The organism is Pantoea sp. Ap-967, assembly GCF_011752565.1.
GTDB lineage: Bacteria > Pseudomonadota > Gammaproteobacteria > Pseudomonadales > Pseudomonadaceae > Aquipseudomonas.
The window spans coordinates 91,490-116,113 of sequence record NZ_VWXK01000004.1 but is presented as its reverse complement, the minus strand read 5'-3'; the positions used below and the strand labels follow the sequence as shown (position 1 = coordinate 116,113).

At 65.0% G+C, this 24,624-nt stretch carries 23 protein-coding genes and 1 riboswitch; of the genes, 16 read left to right on the top strand and 7 right to left on the bottom strand.

What is annotated here, in order from left to right:
- Positions 1-17: 17 nt before the first annotated feature.
- The gene (locus F3J45_RS06175) at positions 18-224 is read right to left on the bottom strand and encodes a hypothetical protein (RefSeq protein ID WP_167058956.1); all 207 of its coding nucleotides are present in this window, start codon (positions 222-224) and stop codon (positions 18-20) included.
- Positions 225-381: 157 nt separating this feature from the next.
- Here F3J45_RS06175 and F3J45_RS06170 point away from each other — a divergent pair, with 157 nt between their 5' ends.
- Positions 382-645, top strand: a complete 264-nt coding sequence (locus tag F3J45_RS06170) for a hypothetical protein (RefSeq protein ID WP_240164545.1) — start codon at positions 382-384, stop codon at positions 643-645.
- Between the two features lie 99 nt (positions 646-744).
- Here the strand turns inward: F3J45_RS06170 and F3J45_RS06165 are convergent, their stop codons facing one another.
- Complete coding sequence (locus F3J45_RS06165) at positions 745-1,911, bottom strand: 1-acyl-sn-glycerol-3-phosphate acyltransferase (RefSeq protein WP_167058953.1); 1,167 nt, start codon at positions 1,909-1,911, stop codon at positions 745-747.
- 123 nt (positions 1,912-2,034) lie between these two features.
- Between F3J45_RS06165 and F3J45_RS06160 the strand changes: the two genes are divergently transcribed.
- From F3J45_RS06160 to F3J45_RS06145, 4 genes are all read left to right on the top strand, one after another.
- Positions 2,035-2,217: a CPXCG motif-containing cysteine-rich protein gene (locus tag F3J45_RS06160; protein WP_010225771.1), complete on the top strand. Its 183-nt coding sequence runs from the start codon at positions 2,035-2,037 to the stop codon at positions 2,215-2,217.
- Positions 2,217-2,477, top strand: coding sequence for a putative signal transducing protein (locus tag F3J45_RS06155; RefSeq protein ID WP_167058950.1), 261 nt, complete (start codon positions 2,217-2,219; stop codon positions 2,475-2,477). The genes F3J45_RS06160 and F3J45_RS06155 overlap by 1 nt, the downstream gene beginning before the upstream one ends.
- 15 nt (positions 2,478-2,492) lie before the next feature.
- On the top strand, positions 2,493-3,113 hold the full coding sequence (locus tag F3J45_RS06150) for an SOS response-associated peptidase (RefSeq protein ID WP_167058947.1): 621 nt from the start codon (positions 2,493-2,495) through the stop codon (positions 3,111-3,113).
- 158 nt (positions 3,114-3,271) lie between these two features.
- The gene (locus F3J45_RS06145; protein WP_167058944.1) at positions 3,272-4,090 is read left to right on the top strand and encodes a M48 family metallopeptidase; all 819 of its coding nucleotides are present in this window, start codon (positions 3,272-3,274) and stop codon (positions 4,088-4,090) included.
- Between the two features lie 76 nt (positions 4,091-4,166).
- Here F3J45_RS06145 and F3J45_RS06140 read toward each other — a convergent pair whose 3' ends face one another.
- The 3 genes from F3J45_RS06140 to F3J45_RS06130 form a co-directional block, all read right to left on the bottom strand.
- Positions 4,167-4,751 (bottom strand): TMEM165/GDT1 family protein, encoded by a 585-nt coding sequence (locus F3J45_RS06140; RefSeq protein WP_167058941.1) that lies wholly within the window; start codon positions 4,749-4,751, stop codon positions 4,167-4,169.
- An 89-nt stretch (positions 4,752-4,840) separates the two neighbouring features.
- Positions 4,841-4,961, bottom strand: a riboswitch (yybP-ykoY riboswitch).
- Positions 4,962-5,002: 41 nt separating this feature from the next.
- Positions 5,003-6,001 carry a class I SAM-dependent methyltransferase gene (locus F3J45_RS06135; RefSeq protein WP_167058938.1) on the bottom strand — a complete coding sequence of 333 codons (999 nt, stop codon included), beginning with the start codon at positions 5,999-6,001 and terminating at the stop codon, positions 5,003-5,005.
- Between the two features lie 64 nt (positions 6,002-6,065).
- The gene (locus tag F3J45_RS06130; RefSeq protein WP_167058935.1) at positions 6,066-7,031 is read right to left on the bottom strand and encodes a 2-hydroxyacid dehydrogenase; all 966 of its coding nucleotides are present in this window, start codon (positions 7,029-7,031) and stop codon (positions 6,066-6,068) included.
- 165 nt (positions 7,032-7,196) lie between these two features.
- Between F3J45_RS06130 and F3J45_RS06125 the strand changes: the two genes are divergently transcribed.
- The 8 genes from F3J45_RS06125 to F3J45_RS06090 all read left to right on the top strand — a co-directional run bounded on the left by F3J45_RS06125 (position 7,197) and on the right by F3J45_RS06090 (position 19,668).
- Entirely contained in the window at positions 7,197-8,879 is a 1,683-nt protein-coding gene (locus F3J45_RS06125) for a fatty acid--CoA ligase (protein ID WP_167058932.1), read from the top strand.
- A 330-nt stretch (positions 8,880-9,209) separates the two neighbouring features.
- The gene (locus F3J45_RS06120) at positions 9,210-11,096 is read left to right on the top strand and encodes a DUF1302 domain-containing protein (RefSeq protein ID WP_167058929.1); all 1,887 of its coding nucleotides are present in this window, start codon (positions 9,210-9,212) and stop codon (positions 11,094-11,096) included.
- Positions 11,097-11,121: 25 nt separating this feature from the next.
- Positions 11,122-12,486: a DUF1329 domain-containing protein gene (locus F3J45_RS06115; RefSeq protein ID WP_167058927.1), complete on the top strand. Its 1,365-nt coding sequence runs from the start codon at positions 11,122-11,124 to the stop codon at positions 12,484-12,486.
- A 386-nt stretch (positions 12,487-12,872) separates the two neighbouring features.
- Positions 12,873-15,590 carry a LuxR C-terminal-related transcriptional regulator gene (locus F3J45_RS06110; RefSeq protein WP_167058924.1) on the top strand — a complete coding sequence of 906 codons (2,718 nt, stop codon included), beginning with the start codon at positions 12,873-12,875 and terminating at the stop codon, positions 15,588-15,590.
- A 163-nt stretch (positions 15,591-15,753) separates the two neighbouring features.
- Positions 15,754-17,361: a tetratricopeptide repeat protein gene (locus tag F3J45_RS06105; protein WP_167058921.1), complete on the top strand. Its 1,608-nt coding sequence runs from the start codon at positions 15,754-15,756 to the stop codon at positions 17,359-17,361.
- Positions 17,358-18,050: a sensor histidine kinase KdpD gene (locus tag F3J45_RS06100; protein ID WP_167058918.1), complete on the top strand. Its 693-nt coding sequence runs from the start codon at positions 17,358-17,360 to the stop codon at positions 18,048-18,050. Before F3J45_RS06105 ends, F3J45_RS06100 begins: the two co-directional genes overlap by 4 nt.
- 137 nt (positions 18,051-18,187) lie before the next feature.
- A complete protein-coding gene (locus F3J45_RS06095) occupies positions 18,188-18,832 on the top strand; it encodes an MBL fold metallo-hydrolase (RefSeq protein ID WP_167058915.1) in 645 nt (214 codons plus the stop codon).
- 119 nt (positions 18,833-18,951) lie between these two features.
- Positions 18,952-19,668: an OmpA family protein gene (locus F3J45_RS06090; protein WP_370526322.1), complete on the top strand. Its 717-nt coding sequence runs from the start codon at positions 18,952-18,954 to the stop codon at positions 19,666-19,668.
- Between the two features lie 113 nt (positions 19,669-19,781).
- On the opposite strand, the gene pta is transcribed toward F3J45_RS06090, so the two are convergent.
- Positions 19,782-21,869: a phosphate acetyltransferase gene (gene pta / locus F3J45_RS06085; protein WP_167058909.1), complete on the bottom strand. Its 2,088-nt coding sequence runs from the start codon at positions 21,867-21,869 to the stop codon at positions 19,782-19,784.
- Positions 21,870-21,901: 32 nt separating this feature from the next.
- The gene (locus tag F3J45_RS06080; RefSeq protein WP_167058906.1) at positions 21,902-22,204 is read right to left on the bottom strand and encodes a DUF3565 domain-containing protein; all 303 of its coding nucleotides are present in this window, start codon (positions 22,202-22,204) and stop codon (positions 21,902-21,904) included.
- On the opposite strand from F3J45_RS06080, the gene F3J45_RS06075 reads away from it, so the two are divergent.
- The 3 genes from F3J45_RS06075 to F3J45_RS06065 all read left to right on the top strand — a co-directional run bounded on the left by F3J45_RS06075 (position 22,203) and on the right by F3J45_RS06065 (position 24,586).
- A complete protein-coding gene (locus F3J45_RS06075; protein ID WP_167058903.1) occupies positions 22,203-22,688 on the top strand; it encodes a peptidylprolyl isomerase in 486 nt (161 codons plus the stop codon). The two genes, F3J45_RS06080 and F3J45_RS06075, sit on opposite strands and share 2 nt — an antisense overlap.
- A gap of 146 nt (positions 22,689-22,834) precedes the next feature.
- On the top strand, positions 22,835-23,317 hold the full coding sequence (locus F3J45_RS06070; protein ID WP_167058900.1) for a glutathione peroxidase: 483 nt from the start codon (positions 22,835-22,837) through the stop codon (positions 23,315-23,317).
- A 165-nt stretch (positions 23,318-23,482) separates the two neighbouring features.
- A complete protein-coding gene (locus F3J45_RS06065) occupies positions 23,483-24,586 on the top strand; it encodes an NADH:flavin oxidoreductase (RefSeq protein WP_167058898.1) in 1,104 nt (367 codons plus the stop codon).
- Positions 24,587-24,624 lie beyond the last annotated feature (38 nt).

Below are 24,624 nucleotides of genomic sequence, written 5' to 3'. Positions count from 1 at the left end.
GGTAGGCGCGAGCAGAGCTAGGCGGCTTCTATATGGAAATCCAGCAGGCTGACGCCTGTGCTCATGTCCACTTCGGGCAAGTCTTCATGCACATGCCCGCCCAGCGCGCAGTACACCAGCCATTGGCGGTCCTGGACATTGATGGCGAAACCATCGATCAACGCCTGCTGCTCATCGCTCTGAGCCACGAGATAGAGGCGGTCCTGGTTTTCGGCGTGCAACATCGACAAGCTCCGGTACGGTAAAAGGCCGATAGAGTGGCCTGCCTGAATGACGAGCATGTGACAGATGAAATTTAGTGACACTTTGTCGCCCAGGCCGGGCGCCCAGGCCGGACTTCGGTAGAATGCCGGGCTTCGCTGTCGTTCTAACCGAGGTTGCGTGTTGTCCTTGCAAGTGCTCTGGGGGTTCCTGGCCGCCCACCCGACCAAGCTGATCAACCTGCTGGCGCTGTTGCTGACCTGCCCGGGTGGCCTGCTGCTGCAGAGTGCGCGGCGGCGCGAGGCAATCACCCGCGAGAGCCTGGCGGTGGACGAAGGGCTGGTGGATGCCATCGACCAGCGAGTGCCGCGCTACTACTACATTCTCGGCTTTTCCTGCCTGGCCATGGCGCTGCTGCTGTCTTGGTTCAGCACCTGGGTCTGAAACCCTATCGCGAGCTGCGCTCGCTCCTACCGGCTCTGCGGATGCCCGTCGTAGGAGCGAGCGCAGCTCGCGATGGCCGCAACGCGGCCCGCCAACCCATCAGGCCACCGAAGCCTGCTGCCTGACCTGGTACTGGTTACGCACCGGCGTCGCATACTGAAGCACCAGGTAAGGCCGCTGCTCCTCAGGGCAGGCATCCAGCCGGCGTTGCCATTCTTCGCGGGCCTTGGCCAGCTCATCGGCCGGGAACACCTGCTCGGCGCTTGGTACCTGCAGGGTTTCGTCCTTTTCGCTCCACATCGCATACGCCAGGTAGTGCACCGGGAACAGGCGGTAGCCGCCGAGAATCTGCCGGTCGGTTTCCTGGGCCAGCTGCTTGGTGTCCTCGTAATACTCGGTCACCGGCGGGGCGAAGTTGATGTGCACCCGGCCCTTGTAGCCGGTGATGCCCTTGGCGATGCTGTTGTCGTCCTCGCCCGGCGCCTTCTTGTAGGTGCCGGTGGTGGCGCGGATGTACAGCTCGCGGGCCTTGGCCTGGTCGCAGGGGTCGTATTCGTAGCTGATCGACACCGGAATCAGGTTCAGGCTCTGGATCACTGCGCCGAAGGGTTCGTCCTTGCGGCTCATGTGGAACATCTTGAGGATTGCCGAGTCGGTGCGGTCGTCACCGTCCTTGGCGCGGCCTTCGGCCTGGGCGATCCAGATCGAGGTGCCGTCGTTGCGAATCGAGTGGTTGATGTAGGCCGACAGCAACTGGTAGGCGGCTAGCTTCTCGCGGCGGCCGCTGATCGAGCGGTGCACGATGAAGCTTTTGTTCAGGCGCATCATGTCGCTGACGAACGGCTTCTGCAGCAGGTTGTCGCCAATGGCGATGCGCGGCGTGGGCAGGCCGGCGTGGTACACCGCATAGTTGACGAAGGCCGGGTCCATCACGATGTCGCGGTGGTTGGCCAGGAACAGGTAGGCAGTACCGGACTTGAGCTGTTCGACGCCGGAGTAGGTGACGCCGTCGGTGGCGCGCTCGATGGTGTGATCGACGTAGTACTCGACTTTGTCCTGCAGGGTAGAGACGCAGGTCACGCCGGCGAATTCCTTGCGCAGGCGGCGGGCGATCAGCGGCTTGAGCAGCCAGCCGAACGTGCCGGCTGCGCGCGGGAAGCGGAAGTGGGTGAGGATATCGAGGAATGCCGGGTCGCTGAGCAGGCGTGCCAGAACGGCAGGGACCTCAGCGTCGTCGTACGGTCGGATGGCATCGAATTCGCCCATCATGCTCTCTTGTTGGAAACGGCTAGGGTAATAAGGTAGGGGCGGGGCCGAAAAACGGCTCGACACACACGGGCCCTGTAAACAGACCGGCAATTATACGCACAAGTCACCCCGGAGGCCGCGATGCTGGAAACTGCGATTTACGATTGCCCTTATTGTGGCGAGGAAGTCGAAACCACGGTGGACCTGTCCGGTGGCGACCAGGAGTACATCGAGGACTGCCAGGTATGCTGCAAGCCTATCCGTTTCGTGCTGCAGGTGCATGGCGAGGAGTGGATGCTGGATGTTTACGGTGAGAATGACTGATGCGGCGAATCTACGAACCGGAAAACCTGCTGGAAGCCGAAATGCTGGTGGGCATGCTGGTCAGCGAGGGCATCGAGGTGCACCTGGCTGGGCGTGACCTGATGGGCGCGGTGGGCGAGTTGCCATTGCAGGGTTTGCTCGGCCTGGCGGTGCCGGATGACCAGGCCGAGTACGCACGGCAGCTGATCGATGCGTACAATGGTGCCCAGCCGCTTGCCGGCGACGAACCGGAGAGCCATCCCGGTACCTTGATCTGTTAGGTTCTGAATTCGCCCATGTGTGGACGCTACGCCCTGTTCCGCTGGCCCCAGGCACTCACCAGCCTGCCGGGCTTCCCCGCCGGCCAGCCGGCGCAATGGAATATCTCGCCCGGCGCCTCGGTGCTGATCCAGCGCCAGCTCGATGGCCAGCAGCACCTGGCCAAGGCGCGCTGGGGGTTGACCCCGGCGTGGCTCACCGACTTGTCGCGCACCCCCGCTCACGCCCGGGCCGAAACCCTGGCCGAGCAGCCGATGTTCCGTGAGGCGTTTCGCCAGCGGCGCTGCCTGATGCCGGCCAACGGCTTCTACGAGTGGCGCGGCACGGTGCGCAAGCGGCCTTACTGGCTGACCCCGGGGGAGGGCGCTGCACTGTACTTTGCCGCGATCTGGGAGGCCTACCCGGTGCAGGACCAGGTCTGGCTCAGTTGCGCGGTGGTGACCCAGGCGGCCATGAACCAGCGCCGGCCACTGCTTCTGGATGCCGCGGGGCAGGCGGCCTGGCTGGACCCGGACACCCCCCTGGCGCGTTTGCACGAACTGTTGGCCAGCCCGGCCGGGGCATTACGCGAGCGGGCCTTGGCGCATTTCGTCAATGATCCGAAGCTGGATGCGCCGGAGTGCCTTACCCCTGCCTGATGGGGTGCCTGTGCCGGCCCTTTCGCGGGGGTTGCATGGTTTTGTAGGAGCGGGCTTGCCCCGCGAATGGGCCTGCAACAGAAAATCTTCCCTGCGGCTATGGCGGGTAAAGGCCGACTCGGCCTAGGATACGGCGCATGCAAAAAGGGAGTGTTTTCATGCGTAAGTCTTTTGTCATCAGCCTGTTGAGCGCCGGTATCCTGCTGGGCGGCTGCCAGGCGGTGAACACCACCAGTGGCGGTGCTGTCGGCGTCGAGCGCAAGCAGTACATGTTCAGCATGCTGTCGACCGACCAGGTCAACCAGATGTACGCCCAGTCTTACCAGCAAACCCTTGGGGAAGCGTCGAGCAAGGGCGTGCTGGACAAGACCAGTGCCGATGCCAAGCGGGTGCAGAACATCGCCAGCCGGCTGATCGCCCAGGCACCGAAGCTGCGGCCCGACGCCGCCCAATGGAACTGGGAAGTCAACGTCATCAAGAGTGACGAACTCAATGCCAACTGCGGCCCGGGCGGCAAGATCATCGTCTACACCGGGCTGATCGACCAGCTCCAGCTCACCGACGCGGAAATTGCCGCGGTGGTCGGCCACGAAATCGCCCACGCCCTGCGCGAGCACAGCCGCGAAGCGATGTCCAAGGCCTATGGCGTGGAGATGGCGCGCCAGGGTGCCGGCGCCCTGTTGGGCCTGGGCCAGGACAGCATGGCGCTGGCCGATACCGTGGTGAACTACTCCATGACCTTGCCCAACAGCCGTGCCAACGAGAACGAAGCCGACCTGATCGGCCTGGAGCTGTCGGCACGTGCGGGGTACGACCCGAATGCCGCGATCACCCTGTGGAACAAGATGAGCAAGGCCTCCGAAGGCGCCCCGCCCGAGTTCATGAGCACCCACCCGGCATCCAGCAGCCGAATCGCCTCGTTGCAGGCGGCGATTCCGAAGGTAATGCCGCTGTATCAGGCCGCAAGCAAGTCATAACGCCAGGGCGCCCCGCTCGCCCCGTAGGAGCGAGCGAAGCTCGCGATGCGCCGCCAAGGCGGCGCCCCTTCTCGCCTTACCCCACCCAGCCACTGGTCTTCATGGCCGAATACACCGCCACCACGGCCAGCACGAAGAACGCAGCTGCCGCGAGCCGGCGAATCAGCGCCAATGGCAGTTTGTCTGCCGCGAAGTTACCCGCCAATACCACCGGCACGTTGGCAATCAACATGCCCAGGGTGGTGCCGATAATCACCATGATCAGGTGGGGGTACTGGGCGGCCAGCATCACCGTGGCCACCTGGGTTTTGTCACCGATCTCGGCCAGGAAGAAGGCAATCAACGTGGTCAGGAACGGGCCGAAGCGCCGGGCCGGGTTCTCGTCGTCGTCCATCTTGTCTGGCACCAGGGTCCACAGGGCCGTGGCGGTGAAGCTGGCGGCCAGCACCCAGTGCAACACCGTATCGGTGAAGAAACCACTGACCCAGGCACCCACGGCACCGGCGGCGGCGTGGTTGGCCAGGGTGGCGGCGACGATGCCGGCAATGATCGGCCAGGGCTTGCGGAAGCGGGCGGCGAGAATGAGGGCGAGCAGTTGCGTCTTGTCGCCGATTTCGGCCAAGGCAACGATTGCGGTGGGGACCAACAGAGATTCCAGCATCAGGTTTCCTAACGGGGGCGGGTCGACACGGCTATGACACGTACAGCCTCCCCGCCCCGGGTAAGGTGTGCGTGTCATAGGTCTTGTCAAACCCGGGACCTGTCTGCGCAGGTCGCTGGGTCGCACGCGCCATGGCCTGTGGGCCAAGTATGTTGACGCGTACCGGGCGAGCAAGGCGCTCGCGGGAGACTACTCCCCTAGGACGGTGCGGATTCTGCCTAGCCGAAACGCTTTCGGCAAGCCTTGTTTTTTTAACCGCGTGTTGCGCGGTAGATTCGGAAACCGTCGGCTTCGGCACAGGTGGTGCAGTTGCCAAGCGCCCCTTCGATCAGCGGTTGGTAACGCAGGAAGCTGTTGGCAACCAAGCGCATTTCGCCACCTTTTCGCAGGTGTTCGCCTGATTTTTTCAGCAAGTTTTCCGATGCCTGATAGTTGGTGTGCACCCCGGTGTGGAACGGCGGGTTGCTCAGGATCAGGCTCAGGTCGACAGGCGCCGCGTCGATACCGTCACCGCTGATGACTTCACCTTCCAGGCCGTTCGCCGCCAGGGTCAGGCGGCTTGCCGCCACGGCGAAGGCATCCACGTCCAGCAGCGTCACCCGGCTTTGTGGGTATCGCCGCTTGACCGTGGCCCCGAGCACGCCGGCGCCACAGCCGAAGTCCAGCACATGGCCCAGCGGCAGGTTGTCCAGGTGCTTGAGCAGCAGCGCCGTGCCGCGGTCGAGGCGGCCGTGGCTGAACACGCCGGGCAGGCTCACCAGTTGCAGCGGGCCATCATCGAGTTCAAGGGTGAAGCGCTCGGCCAGGCTTTCCAGCGCCTTGGCTTCAGGTGCGTTGTCGACAGTGACCTGCCACAGTTGGCAATGCCGCGCGCTGTCCAGCTTGCGCGGTTTGCCGAAGGCCTGCAGCTGCTTGGCCGCGCCCTCGATGCCGCCGCGCTTCTCGCCGACCAGGAACAGCTCGCGCCCGGCCAGGCGCGAGGCCAGGGCGTTGAGCAGGTAGGCCGCAAGCTCGCGGGACTTGGGCAGGAACAACACGGCGGCCTCGAAAGCCACCGGCGGCACCGCCACGCCATAATGGCTGCGCCCGGCGAAGCGGGCGTCGAGCATGGCCTGGTCGCCGGCATGCCAGGTCCAGCCGTGGGCGCCGGGCAGCTGCCCGAGCAGGCCATCGGCGGGGGCGCCGGCGACCAGCAGCGGGCCCTGGAACAGTTCCGCCTGGCGGAGCAACACTTCACTGCGCGGGTCCATGGACGACGCCTCCTGAAAAAAGTCGCGCAGTGTAGCAGAGCCGGGCCTGGGGCTCAGCTGACGCTCAACTCACTACCCGACGGGGGGCGCCTTCGAAGTAGGCCTTGGCGTTCTCGGCCAATTGGCCAACGATGCGCTGGCGTGCTTCCACCGCGCCCCAGGCGCTGTGCGGGGTGATGATCAGGCGTGGAATATCGCCGGCCAGCAGCGGGTTGCCGTTGACCGGCGGCTCGACGCTGAGCACGTCGGTGGCGGCGCCGCCCAGGTGGCCGCTGCGCAGGGCATCGGCCAGGGCCTGTTCGTCGATCAGGCCGCCACGGGCACTGTTGACCACCAGCGCGCCCTTTTTCATCAGCGCCAGTTCCTGGGCGCCGATCATGTGCCGGGTGTGCTCGTTCAGCGGGCAGTGCAGGGTCAGGGCATCGACCTGGGGCAGCAGTTCTTCCAGTGGCAGGCGGTCGTCGCGCGCCGGGCGGCCAGGTATCTGCCCGCTCAGCACGCGCATGCCGAAGGCCTCGGCCAGGCGGGCGACGGCGCCGCCCAGCTCGCCATGGCCGAGCAGGCCGAGGGTCTTGCCTTCCAGCTCGACGATGGGGAAGTCCAACAGGCAGAACTGGCTGGCCTTGGCCCATTGGCCAGCGGCCACGGCCTGGTTGTAGTCGCACAAGCGCGTGGCCAGGGCCAACAGCAGGGCCAGGGTGTGCTGGGCCACCGACGGCGTGCCATAGCCCTGGCAGTTGCACACGGTGATGCCCTGGGCGCGGGCTGCAGCGAGGTCGACGTTGTTGGTGCCGGTGGCGGCCACCAGGATCAGCTTCAGTTGCGGGTTGGCCGCCAGCGCCTCGGCGTCGAGCATGACCTTGTTGCTGACCACCGCCACCGCGCCCTGCAGGCGCTCGGCTACCTGCTCCGGGCGGGTGGTGGCGAACAGTTCGAGCTCATCGAACTGCTGCTGCAAGGGCGACAGGTCGAGGTCGCCAAGGTCGAGGGACGGGTGGTCGAGAAACACGGCGCGGCGCAAGCTGGGCATCAGGGGAAGCTCCGGTGGCAGGGCAGGGGTTGGTCCATCAACCCGCACAATGCCACTCATACCTTGCGTCGCCAAATCATTCCTTCGGCTGATTTGACCGTCACATTCAGCTACTACAGTTGTTTCACTCTTTTCCGGCCCGCTTTGCAGATAGAAGGGATATCCATGTTGCAGACCCGTGTGATCAAGCCCGCCGAGGGCGCCTACACCTTTCCGCTGTTGATCAAGCGCCTGCTGATGTCGGGCAGCCGTTACGAGAAAACCCGCGAAATCGTCTACCGCGACCAACTGCGCCTGACCTATCCACAGCTCAACGAACGCATCGCGCGCCTGGCCAACGTGCTCACCGAGGCTGGGGTCAAGGCCGGTGACACGGTGGCGGTGATGGACTGGGACAGCCATCGCTACCTCGAATGCATGTTCGCCATTCCGATGATTGGCGCGGTGGTGCACACCATCAACGTGCGCCTTTCGCCCGAGCAGATTCTCTACACCATGAACCACGCCGAAGACCGCTTCGTGCTGGTCAACAGCGATTTCGTCGGCCTCTACCAGGGCATTGCCGACCAGCTGACCACGGTGGACAAGACCGTGCTGCTGACCGACGGCCCGGCCAAGACCGCCGAACTGCCCAACCTGGTCGGTGAGTACGAGCAACTGCTGGCCGCCGCCAGCCCGCGCTACGACTTCCCCGACTTCGACGAAGACTCGGTGGCCACCACCTTCTACACCACTGGCACCACGGGCAACCCCAAGGGTGTGTACTTCACCCACCGCCAGCTGGTGCTGCACACCCTGGCCGAAACCTCGGTGCTCGGCAGCCTCGACAGCGTGCGCCTGCTGGGCAGCGACGATGTGTACATGCCCATCACGCCGATGTTCCACGTGCACGCCTGGGGCATTCCCTACGCGGCCACCATGATGGGCATGAAGCAGGTCTACCCAGGCCGCTACGAGCCCGACATGCTGGTCAAGCTGTGGCGCGAGGAGAAGGTCACCTTCTCCCACTGCGTGCCCACCATCTTGCAGATGTTGCTGAACTGCCCCAACGCCCAGGGCCAGGACTTCGGCGGCTGGAAGATCATCATCGGCGGCAGCGCCTTGAACAGCTCGTTGTACAAGGCCGCGCAGGCCCGTGGCATCCAGCTGACCGCCGCCTATGGCATGTCCGAGACGTGCCCGCTGATTTCCTGTGCGCACCTGAACGACGAGCTGCAGGCTGGCAGCGAGGACGAACGGGTCAGCTACCGGATCAAGGCCGGGGTGCCGGTGCCCCTGGTGGAAGCGGCGATTGTCGATGCCGAGGGCAGGTTCCTTCCGGCCGATGGCGAAACCCAGGGCGAGCTGGTGCTGCGTGCGCCGTGGCTGACCATGGGCTACTTCAAGGAAGCGCAGAAGAGCGCGGAGCTGTGGCAGGGTGGCTGGTTGCACACCGGCGACGTCGCCACCCTCGACGGCATGGGGTTCATCGACATCCGCGACCGCATCAAGGACGTGATCAAGACCGGCGGCGAGTGGATTTCCTCGCTCGACCTCGAAGACCTGGTCAGCCGCCACCCAGCCGTGCGCGAAGTGGCCGTGGTGGGGGTGGCCGACCCGCAGTGGGGCGAGCGCCCGTTCGCCCTGCTGGTGCTACGCGACGGCCAGGCCATCGACGCCAAGGCGCTGAAGGATCACCTCAAGCCCTTTGTCGAGCAGGGGCACATCAACAAGTGGGCAATCCCCAGCCAGATCGCCGTTGTTACTGAAATTCCCAAGACCAGTGTCGGCAAGCTCGACAAGAAGCGCATCCGCCAGGACATCGTCCAGTGGCAGGCCAGCAACAGCGCGTTCCTTTCCACCCTGTAAACCGGCCGCGGGTCGTGCGCGTCAGAACGCGACCCGCGTGCTAGAGGGGGCGGCGCCTTGCCAAATGGCGAAAATACGCCATGCTTCAGCACGGCCAATGCGCCGCCAGGGAAACGTCGGTGGTGATTTGACGGCCGGTGCATAAATCACACTTTAGAGGGATCAAGCACCTGTGCCTGCTGGCTATAGTCGGGCCAGGGGATTTTCAGGAATGGGGGAGGGCGGCACGCGCAAGCCGTGTCGCCGTGGGCGCAAGCCTGCACACCGGTCGCTCGGGCCGTTCTTGAAAGGACTCACTGCCATAACAAAAAAGAACATGGAGTAGCGTCGATGAAATCTGCAAACCTGTTCTGGCGCCGGGCCAAGCTGCCCCTGGCTGTCAGCCTTGCTTCCACGCTCGCAAGTCCTGCTTTTGCCGTCAGCTTCAACATCGGGGAAATCGAAGGTCAGTTCGATTCATCGCTTTCCGTCGGTGCCAGCTGGTCGACTGCCAACCCGAACAAGAACCTGATCGGGGTCAACAACGGCGGCAAGGGCCTGTCGCAGACCTCCGACGACGGCCACTTGAACTTCAAGAAGGGCGAAACCTTCTCGAAGATTTTCAAGGGCATCCATGACCTTGAGCTCAAGTACGGCGATACCGGTGTGTTCGTGCGGGGCAAGTACTGGTACGACTTCGAGCTCAAGGACGAAAGCCGCCCGTTCAAGGACATCAGCGATTCCAACCGCAAGGAAGGCGCCAAGTCGTCGGGCGCCGAACTGCTCGATGCCTTCATCTACCACAACTACTCGATTGGCGATCAGCCGGGTTCGGTGCGTTTCGGCAAGCAGGTGGTGAGCTGGGGTGAAAGCACCTTCATCGGCGGGGGCATCAACTCGATCAACCCCATCGACGTGGCCGCGTTCCGCCGCCCGGGGGCCGAAGTCAAGGAAGGCCTGATTCCGGTCAACATGTTCTACATCTCCCAGAGCCTGACCGACAACCTGTCGGCCGAGGCCTTCTACCAGCTGGAGTGGGACCAGACCGTCGTCGACAACTGCGGCACCTTCTTCTCCCAGCCGGACATCATCGCCGATGGCTGCACCGACAACCTGCGCGTGCTCAACAGCAGCCGCACGGTGCCGGCAGCGGCCCAGCAGTTCCTCGCCACCCGCGGCGTGAATATCAACGAGGAGGGCGTGCTGGTGGGCCGTGGCGCCGACCGTGATGCCCGCGACAGCGGCCAGTTCGGCGTGGCCTTGCGCTACATGTTCGAGCCGCTGGACACCGAATTCGGTGCCTACTTCATGAACTACCACAGCCGTGCGCCGATCTTCAGCGCCACCGGTGCCTCGCCAGCGGTGTTCCAGGGCATCGCCGCGCTGCCGGCGCAGTTGCGCACACTGGCGCCGCTGATCGTGGCGGGCAACTCCAAGTACTTCGTCGAATACCCCGAAGACATCCGCCTGTATGGCCTGAGCTTCTCCACCACGCTGCCTACCGGCACCGCGTGGAGTGGTGAAATCAGCTACCGCCCGAACGCCCCGGTGCAGCTCAACACCACCGACATCCTGTTCGCTGGCGTGCGCCCGCTGGGTGGCGCGCTGGCCAACGCCTCGTTGCTCAGCGGCACCCCGGGTGAAGACCTGCACGGCTACCGCCGCAAGGAAATCACCCAGTTCCAGACCACCCTGACGCACTTCTTCGACCAGGTGATGGGCGCCAGCCGCATGACCGTGGTCGGTGAGCTGGGCATTACCCACGTTGGTGGCCTGGAAAGCGCCCACGACGTGCGCTATGGCCGTGACCCGGTGTTCGGCCCTGGCCCGCTGCCGACCACCGGCGGCGCCAATACCTGCCAGGCGCTCAACGCCAGCACCATTGCCGGCGCCGGTGCCGGTGCCTCGACCACCAACCTCAACCGCAAGTGCGAGAACGACGGCTACACCACCAGCACGTCCTGGGGCTACCGCGCCCGGGTGATCTGGGACTACAACGACGTCTTCGCCGGGGTCAACCTCAAGCCCAACGTGGCCTGGTCCCACGACGTCTCCGGCTACTCGCCAGGCCCTGGCGGCAACTTCGAGGAAGGGCGCAAGGCGATCAGCCTGGGCGTGGATGCCGAGTACCAGAACACCTACACCGCCAGCCTGTCGTACACCAACTTCTTCGACGGCAAGTACAGCACCGTGGATGACCGCGACTTCGTCGCCCTCAGCTTCGGCGTGAACTTCTAAGTATTCAGATCCAGGACGACACGACATGAACAAGACCAGAAGTCTGCTGCAAGCCGGTGTGCTGGGCCTGTCCCTGCTGGCGACCAGCGTCATGGCTGCGGTTTCCGCCGACGAGGCCGCCAAACTGGGCACTACGCTGACGCCGATGGGCGCAGAAAAGGCCGGTAATGCCGATGGCTCCATCGGCGCGTGGGAACCGCTGTCCAAAACCGCCGGTAGCGCCGATGCCAAGGGGTTCCTCTCCGACCCCTATGGCAGTGACAAGCCGCTGTTCACCATCACCGCGCAGAATGCCGAGCAGTACAAGGACAAGCTCTCGCCCGGCCAGCTGGCGATGCTCAAGCGTTACCCCGATACCTTCAAGATCCCGGTGTTCAAGACCCACCGCGGCTCCACCGTGCCGGACGACGTGTTCGCCGCCATCAAGAAGAACGCCACCGCCACCACCCTGGTCGAGGGTGGCAACGGCCTGAACAACTTCCAGACCGCCGTGCCGTTCCCGATTCCGAAAACCGGCCTGGAAGTGATCTGGAACCACATCACCCGCTACCGTGGCGGCAGCGTGACCCGCCTGGTGACCCAGGCCACGCCACAGCAGAACGGCTCGTACAGCCTGGTGTACTTCCAGGACCAGTTCGTGTTCCGCGACCGCATGAAGGACTACGACCCGAACAACCCGGGCAACATCCTGTTCTACTTCAAGCAGGAAGTGACCGCGCCAGCGCGCCTGGCAGGGACCGTGCTGCTGGTACACGAAACCCTCGACCAGGTGAAGGAACCGCGCAAGGCATGGATCTACAACGCCGGCCAGCGCCGTGTGCGCCAGGCGCCACAGGTTTCGTATGACGGCCCGGGTACCGCGGCCGACGGCCTGCGCACCTCGGACAACCTGGACATGTACAACGGCGCACCGGACCGCTACGACTGGAAACTCGAGGGCAAGAAGGAGATGTACATCGCCTCCAACGCCTTCAAGCTGGATGACCCGAAGCTCAAGTACGCCGACATCCTCAAGGCCGGGCACATCAACCAGGACCTGACCCGTTACGAGCTGCGCCGCGTGTGGCACGTGGTCGCGACCCTGAAGCCGGGCCAGCGGCACATCTATGCCAAGCGTGACTTCTACATCGACGAAGACACCTGGCAAGCTGCGGTGATCGACCAATACGACGGCCGTGGCCAGCTGTGGCGCGTGTCCGAGGCCCATGCCCAGCCGTACTACAACGTGCAGGTGCCGTGGTACACCCTGGAAGCCATCTACGACCTGCAGTCGGGGCGTTACCTGGCCCTGGGCATGAAGAACGAGGAGAAGCGGGCTTACGATTTTGGCTTCAGTGCCAGCAAGGCCGACTTCCAGCCCGCCGCCCTGCGCCAGTCGGGGGTGCGTTGAGCTGAAACAACCTGACTCCGTGTGATCCCCAGAACGCCCCGGCTTGCCCGGGGCGTTTCTGTTGGAGGGGATCGTGACGTGCGCTGTAGGAGCGGGCTTGCCCCGCGAACACCGGCGAAGCCGGTGCCATGCACCGCGTCGCCTGCTTCGCTGGGCAAGTCCGCTCCTACAGGGTTCTCTGTTTATTCCATAGGGGGCGGCGCTGCGTATAAAGCCGGTGAATACCCCGCCAAACCCCCGCGCCAGCCCCTATCCATTCGCCATGTTGCGTTTTGTCGCAGTCTTTTCCCAGGCATTGGCGCCCATCATCTTCAAAAGCGAGGCATTACCCGCTAGTCTCGCAACCATCCGTAATGCCGAAGTCTTCCCACCAGAACGAGCCGGCCATGACTGATCTGTCCCGTACGCATGGATTCGCCAGTCAGGCCCTGGGCCTGCTGGACGGGCGTTTCTTCCGGCCGCCACTGCCGGACGGCCACGTGCCGCGTGCACGTTTGTGCCAACGCTTGCAGGCCGGCCTTGGCGGGCGCCTGCTGCTGGTCAATGCCCCCGCAGGCTTTGGCAAAAGTTCGCTCGCCATGGAGTTTTGCGAGGCGTTGCCCGAGCACTGGCGCAGCCTGTGGCTGGGCCTCAGCCAGCGCGATGCCGACCCCGGCCGTTTCCTCGAACGCCTGCTCGAAGGCCTGCAACAATACTGCCCCGCCCTGGGCGGCCAGGCCATGGGCCTGCTGAAGATGCGCCAGCGCCACCAGCCCTTTGCCTTCGAAGAATGGCTCGATGGCTTGCTCGACGAGCTGGCGCTGTACCTGCACACCGACTCGCCCTTGCTGCTGGTGCTGGACGACTACCACCTGGCCCAGGGCGCGGTGCTCGACCGTTGCCTGCAGTTCTTCCTCAATCATCTGCCGCCTGGGCTGGTGCTGCTGGTCACCAGCCGCCAGCGCCCGGACTGGCACTTGGCGCGCCTGCGCCTGCAGCGCCAGCTCGTCGAACTCGGCGAGCAAGACCTGCGCCTGACCGCAGAGGAGTCGCTGGCGGTGATCGGCCGCCAGCCCACCGGGCTGCGTGGCCAGGCCCTGGACAACCTCATCCAGCGCAGCGATGGCTGGGTGGCAGGCCTGCGGTTTTGGCAACTGGCGGCCAGCGAGTGCGGCGATCAACACGCCTTGCCCCAGGCGCTGCACGGTGGCGAGGGGCTGATCCGCGATTACCTGCTTGAAGAAGTCATCGACATCCTGCCGGCTGACGTGCAGGCCTTCCTTTACGACACCGCCTGCCAGGAGCGCTTTTGCGCGGCGCTGTGCGATGCCCTGCGCGAGCGGCACGACAGCGCCGCGATCCTGAGCTTCCTGCAGGCGCACCAGGTGTTCCTGGTTCCGCTGGACGAACACGGCCTGTGGTACCGCTATCACCACTTGTTTTCCGACCTGTTGCGCAGCCGCCAGGCCAGCGAGCCGCCGGCGCGCCTGCACCTGCGTGCCTGCCGCTGGTTCCAGGCGCAAGGCCTGCTGGATGAGGCGGTCGAACAGGCCCTGCGCGCCGGCCACCTGGATGTGGCTGCCGACCTGGTGCAGAGCCTGTCGGAAGAGCAACTGCTGGCCGAACAGAACGTCGGCATGCTGCTGCGTTGGAAAATGGACCTGCCCGACAGCCTGCTGATCAGCACGCCACGGCTGATCGTGCTGTACAGCTGGGCGCTGGGCCTGGCCTGCCAGCTGGACGCCGCCGAGGAGCTGGCCAGCTACCTCAGCCGCTTTCTGCCGGCGCCGTCGGCCACGGCACAAAAGTCCATGCTCGCCCAATGGCTGGCCCTGAGCGGGGTGATCGCCCGTGGCCGGGGCGACCGCGAGCGAACCCTGGCCTATTGCACCGAGGCGCTGCAGAGCCTGCCGGGCAAGCGCTATGGCCAGCGCCTGGTATGCCTGTCGACCTTGTCCAACCTGGCCATTGCCGATGCCGATTTCTGGCGCGCCCGTGGCTGGAACCGCGAAGCACTGGAGCTGGCCCAGCGGGTCGGCAACCCATTGTTCGAGGCCTTGGCCCATTACGACCGGGCCCGGGTACTGCACGCCCGAGGCGAAGTGCTGCGGGCCCTGGAGGAAGTGCGCCAGGGCCTGCAACGCCTGCAGGGGCTTTCCGGGCAGCGGCTTTATGCGGTGCGGGCGCGGCTGACCTTGTATGAGGGTTACCTGCTGGTGGCGCGCATGCAGCCGGCACATGGGCGCGCTCGCCTGCGCGCGGGGCTCGGTGAGGCGCGTGCCTGCCGCGACATCAGCGTGCTGATCGGCCATTGCGTAATTGCCTCGCTCGATGGCCGCGAAGGCCACTACGCCGAAGCCTTCGCCGAGCTGGCCGAGGCCGAGCGCCTGATGCATATCTGGGATGTGCCTGCGATCTTCTACCTGGCCATGATTACCCTGGTGAAGTGCGAGCTGTGGCTGGCCCAGGGCCGTACCGACCTTGCCGAGTCGTGGCTGTTGCGCCTGGGGCAAACCTATGGCGGCGAGCAGCCCGCTGCGGCGCCTGAGTTTCACCCACTGCTTCCCCTGCACATTGCCCTGCAGCAGGCCCTGCTGGAGCAGGTGCAGGGGCGTGGCGAACAGGCCGTGGCGCGTTTGCGCGGGTTGGTCGAGCAAGGCCAGGCCAGCGGCGGCATGATGCTGACCTTGAACGCGCTGTGCCAATGGCTTGCCCAGGCACTGGCAGAAGGCGACGAAACCCAGGCGGCCAGGTTGTTGCCCCAGGCGTTGGAAGCGGCCCGTGGCGGCGTGCTGCAACCTTTCCAGCGGCTGATCGAGCGGCATCCGGTGTGGCTGCGCGAGCAATTGCTGGCGCACCCGGCCTGCGCGGTGCAGGTTGAGTTGCTGGCGCGGTTGCCGGAACCGGCAGTGCCAAGCAGTGGCTCGGGTGAGGCGTTGAGTGCACGGGAGCTGTCGGTGCTCGAACTGATCGCCCAGGGGTGTTCCAACCAACAGATCAGCGAGCGCCTGTTCATTTCCCTGCACACCGTCAAGACCCACGCCAGCCACATCAACAGCAAGCTGGGCGTGGAGCGGCGCACCCAGGCCGTGGCGCGGGCCAAGTCGCTGGGTTTGCTGGCTTGATCCCTGGCAGTCGGCCCCAGGGCTGGCTAGAATACTGGCTCAGAGCCACTGTTAAGTGGCTGTGATTGCTGCCCTCATCTTTCCCGACAGTCGGTCGATACAGGTTTCGGCGGTGTGCATCGCTTCACGCCATTCTTCAATCATTCCAATACAGGTCGTGTTGATGCTGCAGTATGGGCAAAAGAGCTTTCTGATCGTCGACGACTTCACCGACTTTCGCACGTCGACCCGTTCCATGCTGCGCGAATTGGGCGTGCGTGACGTGGACACGGCCGACAGTGGCGAGCAGGCCCTGCGCATGTGCGGGCAGAAGCGCTACGACTATATCCTTCAGGACTTCCATCTGGGTGATGGCAAGAAAAACGGCCAGCAGGTGCTTGAGGACCTGATCCTCGACAAGCTGATCAGCCATGAATGTGTGTTCATCATGGTCACTGCCGAGAGCAGCCAGGCGATTGTGCTGAGCGCCTTGGAGCACGAGCCGGACGCCTACCTGACCAAGCCCTTCAACCGGGTCGGCCTGGCCCAGCGCCTGGACAAGCTCACCCAGCGCAAGACCTTGCTCAAGCCGATTCTGCAGGCCCTGGACCGCGGCCGCCCGGGCGAAGTGCTGGCCGCCTGCGCCGAGCTGTGCAAGAAAGACCCGCGCTTCGCGCCGCTGTGCCTGCGCTACCGCGCCGACGCCCTGCGTGACCTCAACCGTTTCGAAGAACTGGAAAAATTCCTCAAGGGCATTCTCGCCAGCCGCCCGCAGCCGTGGGTGTACGCGGCGCTCGGTAGCCTGATGCACAAGCGTGGCCAGAACACCCAGGCCCAGGGTGTGTACGAGCAGGCGCTCAAGGCCTTCCCGATCATGCCGGGCCTGTACGATGGCATGGCCAACGTGCTGGTGGCCCAAGGCGATACCAAGCGCGCGCAGACCTTGCTCGAAGAGGCCGTGCGCCTGTCGCCACTGGCCGTGCGGCGCCAGGCTGCACTGGGCAAGCTGGCGCTGGAAAACGAAGACTACGAGAGTGCGTCCAAGGCGTTCCGCCATGCGGTAACCCAGGGCCAGAGCTCGCGCTACAAGGACGCCGAAAGCAACCTGGGCCTGGCCCAGGCGCTGATGAGCAAGAATGCCGGCTTCGGCTTGGATGCGCGGGCGCGGGTGGAAATCAACACCGTGCTCAGCGAAGTGGCCAAGGACAACGCCGATGACCAGGGCCTGCAAGTGCGTGCACGCTTGATGAAAGCTGCCAGCCTGCAGCAGGCAGGTGATCCCGACACCGCGGCCAAGCTCACCGAACAGGCCTTGCAGCGGCTGGACAAAATGGACCAGTTCTTCTCGGTCGAGGCTGCCCTGACCGTGGCCAAGCAGTTGCAGTCGCTGGGCCAGGAAGGGGCCGGCGGCACCATTCTCAAGGGTTGCGTGGAAACCTATGGCGACGACCCCAAGGTCATGCAGAGCGTCGCCAAGCTGACCGATGACCCCATGGTGCTCAACGCGGTGACCGAGGCGGTCGACCTGAACCGCCAAGGCGTGCGCAGTTACCAGGCCGGGCAGCTCAACGAAGCGCTGCAAATGTTCCGCAAGGCCTTGTCGCAACAACCGAAGAACATCAGTATTGCCCTGAACACCGCGCAAGCGCTGCTGCGCATCGGTGGCGAGGTAACGCCGCCGGCGATCTTGCAGGAGTGCCGCGACTGCCTGACCCGAGTGGCCGGCATCCCCGCCAGCGACAGCCGCTTTGACCGCTACCGTAAACTGCATATCAAGGTCTTTGGCGCATGAGTCAGGATAACCAGGGGCTGGATTTTTCCACGGTGATTGCCTCCACCGTGCACGATTTGAAGAACTCGCTTTCCGCGCTGATCCAGTCCCACGACCAGTGGCTGGGGCGCCTGCCGGAGGAGCTGCGCGGCGGTGCCGAACTTGGGGTGATCGAACATGAGTTTCGCCACCTCAACGGCATGCTGGTGCAGTTGCTGGGCTTGTACAAGCTCGGTGCCAACCAGCTGCCGGTGTGCCCGGACTACCATGAACTGGACGACTTCATCGAAGCCCAACTGGCCGCCCACCAACAGGTGCTGCAGCACAACGACATCCTCGCCACCTGGCGCGTCGAATGCGACAACCCGCTGGGCTTCTTCGACCGCGAGCTGGTGGCTTCGGTGATCGCCAACGTGGTGACCAATGCCACCCGCTATGCCGGGCACGCGCTGTTGATCAGCATTGCCGAGGAAGACGACCACCTGGTGATCAGCGTCAACGACGACGGCCCGGGGTACCCGGCGCGCATGCTCGAACGCCAGCAAGACTACACCCAGGGCATCGAGCCCCACAGTGGCAGCACCGGGCTTGGGCTGTACTTCGCGGCGCGGATCGCCGGGCTGCATGAGCGCGATGGGGTGCATGGGCGAATCGAGATCGCCAATGGCGGGGCGTTGGGCGGTGGGTTGTTCAGGTTGTTCCTGCCGTAATGGCGAGCGCCGCTCCTACGGAAGGTTGTGCAAGCCTGGTAGGAGCGAGCGCAGCTCGCGATGCGCCGCGCAGGCGGCGCTCAATTTCCCTGGCAGCGAAGACCACGCTACCATCCCGGCTGTAGCCAGGAGCCCCCATGAACGCTGCCCCCACCACCCTCATCCGTGAAACCTTCCCCGTCGGCCCCCTGCAGTGCAACTGTACCCTGATCGGCGACCCGCTCAGCAAAAAGGCCATCGTCGTCGACCCCGGCGGCGACCCGGACAAGATCCTCGCCCGCCTGCAGGCCCATGGCCTGACCCTGGTGAGCATCATCCACACCCATGCGCACTTCGACCATTTCCTCGCCTCGGGCAAGCTCAAGGAGCTGACCGGCGCCACCTTGCACCTGCACAAGCACGACCAGCCGCTGTGGGATAACTTGGAAATGCAGTGCCAGATGTTCGGCGTGCCCTACACCCCAGTCCCGTCACCGGACCGCTGGCTGGGCGATGACGAGGAGCTGGCCTGCGGCTGCGGCGTGGCCCTGCACACGCCGGGGCATACCCCAGGTTCGATGAGCTTCTGGTTCGCCGACGCCAAGCTGCTGGTGGCCGGAGACACGCTGTTCCGCCGGGGTATTGGGCGTACTGACCTGTGGGGTGGCGACTCGCGTGCTATCGTTCGTTCGATCAAGGAGCGGCTGTACTGCCTTGACGAGGATGCCGTGGTGGTCACCGGCCATGGGCCGGACACCCGCCTGGGCGATGAAATGCGCGAGAACCCGTTCGTACGGGCTTGAGCCTTGATGAAAAAGGCTTCACGGAATTTTTCCTGGCGCGTGTAATCCAAGGCTGGCATACATCCACCCGTAGTCTGCCGCATATTCGAATTTTTTGTAGGAGCTCGTCCATGTTCACCATGCGTCGCCTGATTATCGTCGCAACCACCGCCGCCCTGATGACGGGCTGCGCCGGGCAAAACCCCTATGACAACCAGGGCCAGGCTCAGGGCGAGTCCTCTGGCATGAGCAAAACCGCCAAGTACGGCGGCCTGGGCGCCCTGGCAGGCGCCATCGCCGGTGCTGCCATCGACCACAATAACCGTGGCAAGGGCGCGCTGATTGGCGCCGCTGCGGTCGGTGCAGCAGCAGCGGGCTACGGCTACTACGCCGACAAGCAGGAAGCCGAACTGCGCGCCAAAATGGCCAACACCGGCGTTGAAGTGCAGCGCCAGGGTGACCAGATCAAGCTGATCATGCCGGGCAACATCACCTTCGCCACCGACTCGGCGAACATCTCGCCAAGCTTCTACAACCCGTTGAACAACCTGGCCAACTCGTTCAAGCAGTTCAACCAGAACACCATCGAAGTGGTCGGCTTCACCGACAGCACCGGCAGCCGCCAGCACAACATGGACCTGTCCCAGCGCCGTGCCCAGGCCGTCAGCACCTACCTGACTTCCCAGGGTGTCGACCCGTCGCGCGTGACCGTTCGCGGCATGGGCCCGGACCAGCCGATCGCCAGCAACGCCGACGCCAATGGCCGTGCGCAGAACCGCCGTGTCGAGGTCAACCTCAAGCCGATTCCTGGCCAGCAGTATGACCAGCAGCAGGGGCAGGTTCAGCAGTATCCCTGATGCTCTGATTTTGTAGGAGCGGGCTTGCCCCGCGAAGCAGGCGACGCGGTGCATGGCACCGGCTGCGCCGGTGTTCGCGGGGCAAGCCCGCTCCTACAGGACGTTGTGGCGGTCTAGCGGGTAACGCTGGCCTGGATCGCCGTAAGCGCGATGGTATGCACGATATCGTCCACCTGCGCCCCGCGCGGCAGGTCGTTGACCGGCTTGCGCAGCCCCTGCAGCATCGGCCCCAGGCTGACCCCGTCGGCACTGCGCTGCACCGCCTTGTGGGTGGTGTTGCCGGTGTTCAGGTCGGGGAACACGAACACCGTAGCGCGCCCGGCCACCGCACTGCCTGGCGCCAGCTGGCGGGCGATCTCGGGGTTGGCGGCGGCGTCGTACTGCAGCGGCCCGTCGATCAGTAACCCTTGCTCCACGCTCTGTGCCAGGCGCGTGGCCTCGCGCACTTTCTCCACTTCCTCGTCGCTTGCCGAATCACTGGAATAACTGATCATCGCCACCCGTGGCGCGATGCCGAAGGTATGCGCCGATTCGGCGCTCTGCCGGGCAATTTCGGCCAGCTCGCTGGCGCTCGGGTGCGGGTTCATCACGCAGTCGCCGTACACCAGCACCTGCTCGGGGAACAGCATGAAGAACACCGACGACACCAGGCTCGCGCCCGGCGCCGTCTTGATCAGTTGCAAGGCTGGGCGGATGGTGTTGGCGGTAGAGTGCACCAGGCCCGAAACCAGGCCGTCGACTTCGTCCAGGGCCAGCATCATGGTGCCGATCACCACCGGGTCTTCCAGCTGCTGTTCGGCCATGGGCGCGTTGAGGTTCTTGCTCTTGCGCAGGTCGACCATCGGCTCCACATAACGCCCGCGAATCAGCTCGGGGTCGAGCACTTCCAGGCCCGGCGGCAGGCTGATGCCCTGGGCGCGGGCCACGGCTTCGACCTGCTCGGGCTTGGCCAGCAATACGCAGCGGGCGATGCCGCGTGCCTGGCAGATGGCCGCGGCCTGTACCAGCAGCGGTTCGGCCCCTTCGGGCAGGACGATGCGCTTGTTGGCCTGTTGCGCCCGCTGGATCAACTGGTAGCGGAACACCGCCGGGGATAGGCGCAGTTCACGCGGCGTGCCGCAGCGCTGGTGCAGCCAGGTGGCGTCGAGGTGGCTGGCAACGAAGTCGGTGATGAACTCGGCGCGGTCACGATCGTCCACCGGGATTTCGCGGTTCAGCGAGTTGAGCAGGTTGGCCGTCTCGAACGAGCCGGTGCTCACCGACAGGATCGGCAGGCCGGCCTGCAGGGCGCCGCGGCACAGGCCGAGGATGCGTGCATCGGGTTTGCTGTCGCTGGTCAGCAGCAGCCCGGCCAGCGGCACACCGTTGATCGCCGCCAGGCTGACGGCGAGGATGATGTCGTCGCGATCGCCCGGGGTCACCACCAGGGTGCCGGGTGTCAGCAGCGGTACGGTGTTGGCCACGGTGCGCGCGCAGATGATGATCTTGTTCATGCGCCGCTGCTCGTAGTCACCGGCATTGAGCACCTGGGCGCCCATCAGCTCGGCCACGTCGCGGGTGCGCGGGGCATTCAGCTCGCTTTGCCAGGGGATGCAGCCAAGCAGGCGGAAGTCGTTGCCGCGCAGCAGTGGCGAATGCTCGCGCAGGCGTGCGGCGAAGTCGGCCATGCTTTCGTCGGTGCGTACCTTGTTGAGGATCACCCCGAGCACTTTCGGGTCGCGTGGGCCGCCGTACAGCTGGGCCTGCAGCTCCACCCGCCCGGACAGCTCGCTGAGCACCTCGTTTTCCGGGGCCGACACCAGGATCACCTCGGCGTCCAGGCTCTTGGCCAGGTGCAGGTTGACCCGCGCGGCGTAGCTGGCGTGGCGGGTCGGCACCATGCCTTCGACCACCACCACGTCATTGCCGACGCAGGCCTGCTGGTACAGGCGGATGATTTCTTCAAGCAGCTCGTCCAGCTGGCCGTCGCCAAGCATGCGCTCGACATGGGCCAGGCTAAGGGGCGCCGGCGGCCTGATACCGTGGGTGCGCGCCACCAGTTCGCTGGAGCGCTCCGGGCCGGTATCGCCTGGGTGAGGTTGGGCGATTGGCTTGAAGAAGCCCACCTTGAGCCCGGCGCGCTCCAGGGTGCGGATCAGGCCCAGGCTGATGGAGGTCAGGCCGACACCGAAGTCGGTCGGCGCAATGAAAAATGTCTGCATGCGTGCTTCTCGAAATAAGCGGTGCAATGAATTCAACGGCCAAGGGTAGCGCTATCGGCCCCCTGCGCGCACCAGCCACAGGCGAATGCCTGGCCGATGCGCTGCGCGCGCTGCTCGGCATCCAGCACCCACGGGCGTGCCTGCCAGGGTGGCTGGTGGCGCAGGTGCTGGGTATGGCCGCACGACAGCTCGACCACCCAGTGGCCGTCCTCGTCCTGGTGGAAGGCGAGGATCCGACTGATGGGCCGCCCGCAGCCCGCGCCGCGTTCGCAATCGGGCGATGCCTTGGTTACACTTATGGGCTCTACATACTTTTGCAAAAGGTCTTGCCCCATGCTGATCGCCGCCAACAAGGCAGTCTCCATCGACTATACCCTGACCAACGACGCCGGGGAGACCATCGACAGCTCCGCCGGTGGTGCGCCGCTGGTTTACCTGCACGGTGCCGCCAACATCATCCCGGGCCTGGAAAAAGCCCTGGAAGGCAAGCAGGCCGGTGACGAGCTGGAAGTTGCCATCGAGCCGGAAGAGGCCTACGGCGAATACCTGGCCGAGCTGGTCAGCACCCTGAACCGCAGCCTGTTCGAAGGCGTCGAGCAACTGGAAGTGGGCATGCAGTTCCACGCTTCGGCGCCGGACGGCCAGATGCAGATCGTCACCATCCGCGACATCGACGGCGACGACATCACCGTCGACGGCAACCACCCACTGGCTGGCCAGCGCCTGAACTTCAAGGTCAAGGTCATCGAGGTGCGTGACGCCAGCGAAGAAGAAATCGCTCACCGTCACATCCACGGTGAAGGTGGTCACCACCACTGATTTTCTGCGCTAAGCTCAGAAAGTCGCCAGGCGCTCGGACAAGCCGGCATCCCTCTTCGGAGGCGCGTGCGGGGCTCGAAAGAGCGCCTTTTTAGTGGGCGCGATTTGCCCCAGGCGGCAACCGGGAACCTGAGAGGGGATTCATCATGAGTGCATTTCACGACCTGACGTTGAAGGCGCTGAACGGCGAGGACCTGCCCCTGGCGCCGTTCAAGGGCCAGGTGGTGCTGGTGGTCAATGTCGCCTCCAAGTGTGGCCTGACGCCACAGTATGCGTCGCTGGAAAAGCTCCACCAGCAGTTCAAGGGCAAAGGCTTCAATGTGCTGGGCCTGCCCTGCAACCAGTTTGCCGGGCAGGAGCCGGGCACTGAAAAGGACATCCAGGAGTTTTGCAGCCTGAACTATGGCGTCAGCTTCCCGCTGGGCGCCAAGCTTGAGGTCAATGGCCACGACCGCCACCAGCTGTATCGTCTGCTGGCGGGCGAGGGCGCGGAGTTCCCCGGCGACATCACCTGGAACTTCGAGAAGTTCCTGGTGGGCAAGGACGGCCGGGTGCTGGCCCGCTTCGCCCCGCGTACCGCCCCGGACGATCCGTCGGTGCTGCAGGCCATCGAGAAGGCCCTGGGCTGACGCACACCCTGCAGGAGCGGCACAAGGCCGCTCCTGCAGGCGCCAATCTCAGGCAGCCGTTTCCCATCTCGATACCTGCGAATCACCCAGATCAATAATGCTTCGCCACGCCCCCCATAGCCCCTAACCTCAGGCGCATTTCCCACCCAGACGGAAGCGCCCCCCATGTCCAGCAACCCCCTGTTCCAGCCCTTCACCCTTGGCGCGCTCGAGTTGCCGAGCCGTGTCGTCATGGCGCCGATGACCCGTACTTTCTGCCCAGGCGGCGTGCCGCACGCCGGTGTGGTGGAGTATTACCGTCGCCGCGCTGCCGCCGGCGTGGGCCTGATCGTCACCGAGGGCACCACGGTCGCGCACCAGGCCGCCAACGGCTATGCCAATGTGCCGCAGTTCCACGGTGAAGCCGCCCTGGCCGGCTGGAAGCAGGTGGTCGATGCCGTGCACGCCGAAGGCGGGCGCATCGTGCCGCAGCTCTGGCACGTGGGCGCGGTACGCCGCCTGGGCACCGAGCCGGATGCCAGCGTGCCGGGCTTTGGCCCGAGCGAGAAGGTCAAGGACGGCCAGGTGCTGGTGCACGGCATGAGCCATGACGACATCCGCCAGGTGATCGCCGCCTTCGCCCAGGCGGCCCGCGATGCCCAGGCCATCGGCATGGACGGGGTAGAGATCCACGGCGCCCACGGCTACCTGATCGACCAGTTCTTCTGGGCCGCCAGCAACCGCCGTGAAGACGAATACGGCGGCGACCTGGCCGGCCGCTCGCGTTTTGCCATCGAGCTGATCCAGGCCGTGCGCGCGGCGGTGGGGCCGGGCTTCCCGATCATTTTCCGTTTCTCGCAGTGGAAACAGCAGGACTACAGCGCCCGCCTGGTGGAAACCCCCGAGGCCCTGGCGGCCTTCCTCAAGCCACTGGCCGAGGCGGGTGTGGATATCTTCCACTGCTCGACCCGGCGCTTCTGGGAGCCGGAGTTCGATGGCTCGGAACTGAACCTGGCCGGCTGGACCCGCCGCCTCACCGGCAAGCCGACCATCACCGTGGGCAGCGTCGGCCTTGACGGCGAGTTCCTGCAATTCATGGTCGACACCGACAAGGTAGCCAAGCCGGCCAGCCTCGATGGCTTGCTACGCCGCCTGGGGGACCAGGAATTCGACCTGGTGGCAGTCGGCCGGGCGCTGCTGGTGGACGCCGAATGGGCGCAAAAGGTGCGTGATGGGCGTGAGGCGGACGTGCTGCCGTTCAGCCGTGAGGCGCTGACCACGTTGGCCTGAATTCCCCTGAGGGCTGATATTTTTGCCAGTAGCGGTCA

What these genes read in the sequence shown, in the direction of transcription:
- F3J45_RS06125 (WP_167058932.1), top strand. Translation starts at nt 7,197, where the DNA reads ATGTTGCAGACCCGTGTGATCAAGCCCGCCGAGGGCGCCTACACCTTT.
- F3J45_RS06065 (WP_167058898.1), top strand. Translation starts at nt 23,483, where the DNA reads ATGTCCAGCAACCCCCTGTTCCAGCCCTTCACCCTTGGCGCGCTCGAG.
- F3J45_RS06135 (WP_167058938.1), bottom strand. Translation starts at nt 6,001, where the DNA reads ATGGACCCGCGCAGTGAAGTGTTGCTCCGCCAGGCGGAACTGTTCCAG.
- F3J45_RS06075 (WP_167058903.1), top strand. Translation starts at nt 22,203, where the DNA reads ATGCTGATCGCCGCCAACAAGGCAGTCTCCATCGACTATACCCTGACC.
- F3J45_RS06115 (WP_167058927.1), top strand. Translation starts at nt 11,122, where the DNA reads ATGAACAAGACCAGAAGTCTGCTGCAAGCCGGTGTGCTGGGCCTGTCC.
- F3J45_RS06070 (WP_167058900.1), top strand. Translation starts at nt 22,835, where the DNA reads ATGAGTGCATTTCACGACCTGACGTTGAAGGCGCTGAACGGCGAGGAC.
- F3J45_RS06105 (WP_167058921.1), top strand. Translation starts at nt 15,754, where the DNA reads ATGCTGCAGTATGGGCAAAAGAGCTTTCTGATCGTCGACGACTTCACC.
- F3J45_RS06130 (WP_167058935.1), bottom strand. Translation starts at nt 7,031, where the DNA reads ATGCCCAGCTTGCGCCGCGCCGTGTTTCTCGACCACCCGTCCCTCGAC.
- pta (WP_167058909.1), bottom strand. Translation starts at nt 21,869, where the DNA reads ATGCAGACATTTTTCATTGCGCCGACCGACTTCGGTGTCGGCCTGACC.
- F3J45_RS06145 (WP_167058944.1), top strand. Translation starts at nt 3,272, where the DNA reads ATGCGTAAGTCTTTTGTCATCAGCCTGTTGAGCGCCGGTATCCTGCTG.
- F3J45_RS06095 (WP_167058915.1), top strand. Translation starts at nt 18,188, where the DNA reads ATGAACGCTGCCCCCACCACCCTCATCCGTGAAACCTTCCCCGTCGGC.
- F3J45_RS06080 (WP_167058906.1), bottom strand. Translation starts at nt 22,204, where the DNA reads ATGGGGCAAGACCTTTTGCAAAAGTATGTAGAGCCCATAAGTGTAACC.
- F3J45_RS06140 (WP_167058941.1), bottom strand. Translation starts at nt 4,751, where the DNA reads ATGCTGGAATCTCTGTTGGTCCCCACCGCAATCGTTGCCTTGGCCGAA.
- F3J45_RS06175 (WP_167058956.1), bottom strand. Translation starts at nt 224, where the DNA reads ATGTTGCACGCCGAAAACCAGGACCGCCTCTATCTCGTGGCTCAGAGC.
- F3J45_RS06090 (WP_370526322.1), top strand. Translation starts at nt 18,952, where the DNA reads ATGCGTCGCCTGATTATCGTCGCAACCACCGCCGCCCTGATGACGGGC.
- F3J45_RS06155 (WP_167058950.1), top strand. Translation starts at nt 2,217, where the DNA reads ATGCGGCGAATCTACGAACCGGAAAACCTGCTGGAAGCCGAAATGCTG.
- F3J45_RS06160 (WP_010225771.1), top strand. Translation starts at nt 2,035, where the DNA reads ATGCTGGAAACTGCGATTTACGATTGCCCTTATTGTGGCGAGGAAGTC.
- F3J45_RS06110 (WP_167058924.1), top strand. Translation starts at nt 12,873, where the DNA reads ATGACTGATCTGTCCCGTACGCATGGATTCGCCAGTCAGGCCCTGGGC.
- F3J45_RS06165 (WP_167058953.1), bottom strand. Translation starts at nt 1,911, where the DNA reads ATGGGCGAATTCGATGCCATCCGACCGTACGACGACGCTGAGGTCCCT.
- F3J45_RS06150 (WP_167058947.1), top strand. Translation starts at nt 2,493, where the DNA reads ATGTGTGGACGCTACGCCCTGTTCCGCTGGCCCCAGGCACTCACCAGC.
- F3J45_RS06120 (WP_167058929.1), top strand. Translation starts at nt 9,210, where the DNA reads ATGAAATCTGCAAACCTGTTCTGGCGCCGGGCCAAGCTGCCCCTGGCT.
- F3J45_RS06100 (WP_167058918.1), top strand. Translation starts at nt 17,358, where the DNA reads ATGAGTCAGGATAACCAGGGGCTGGATTTTTCCACGGTGATTGCCTCC.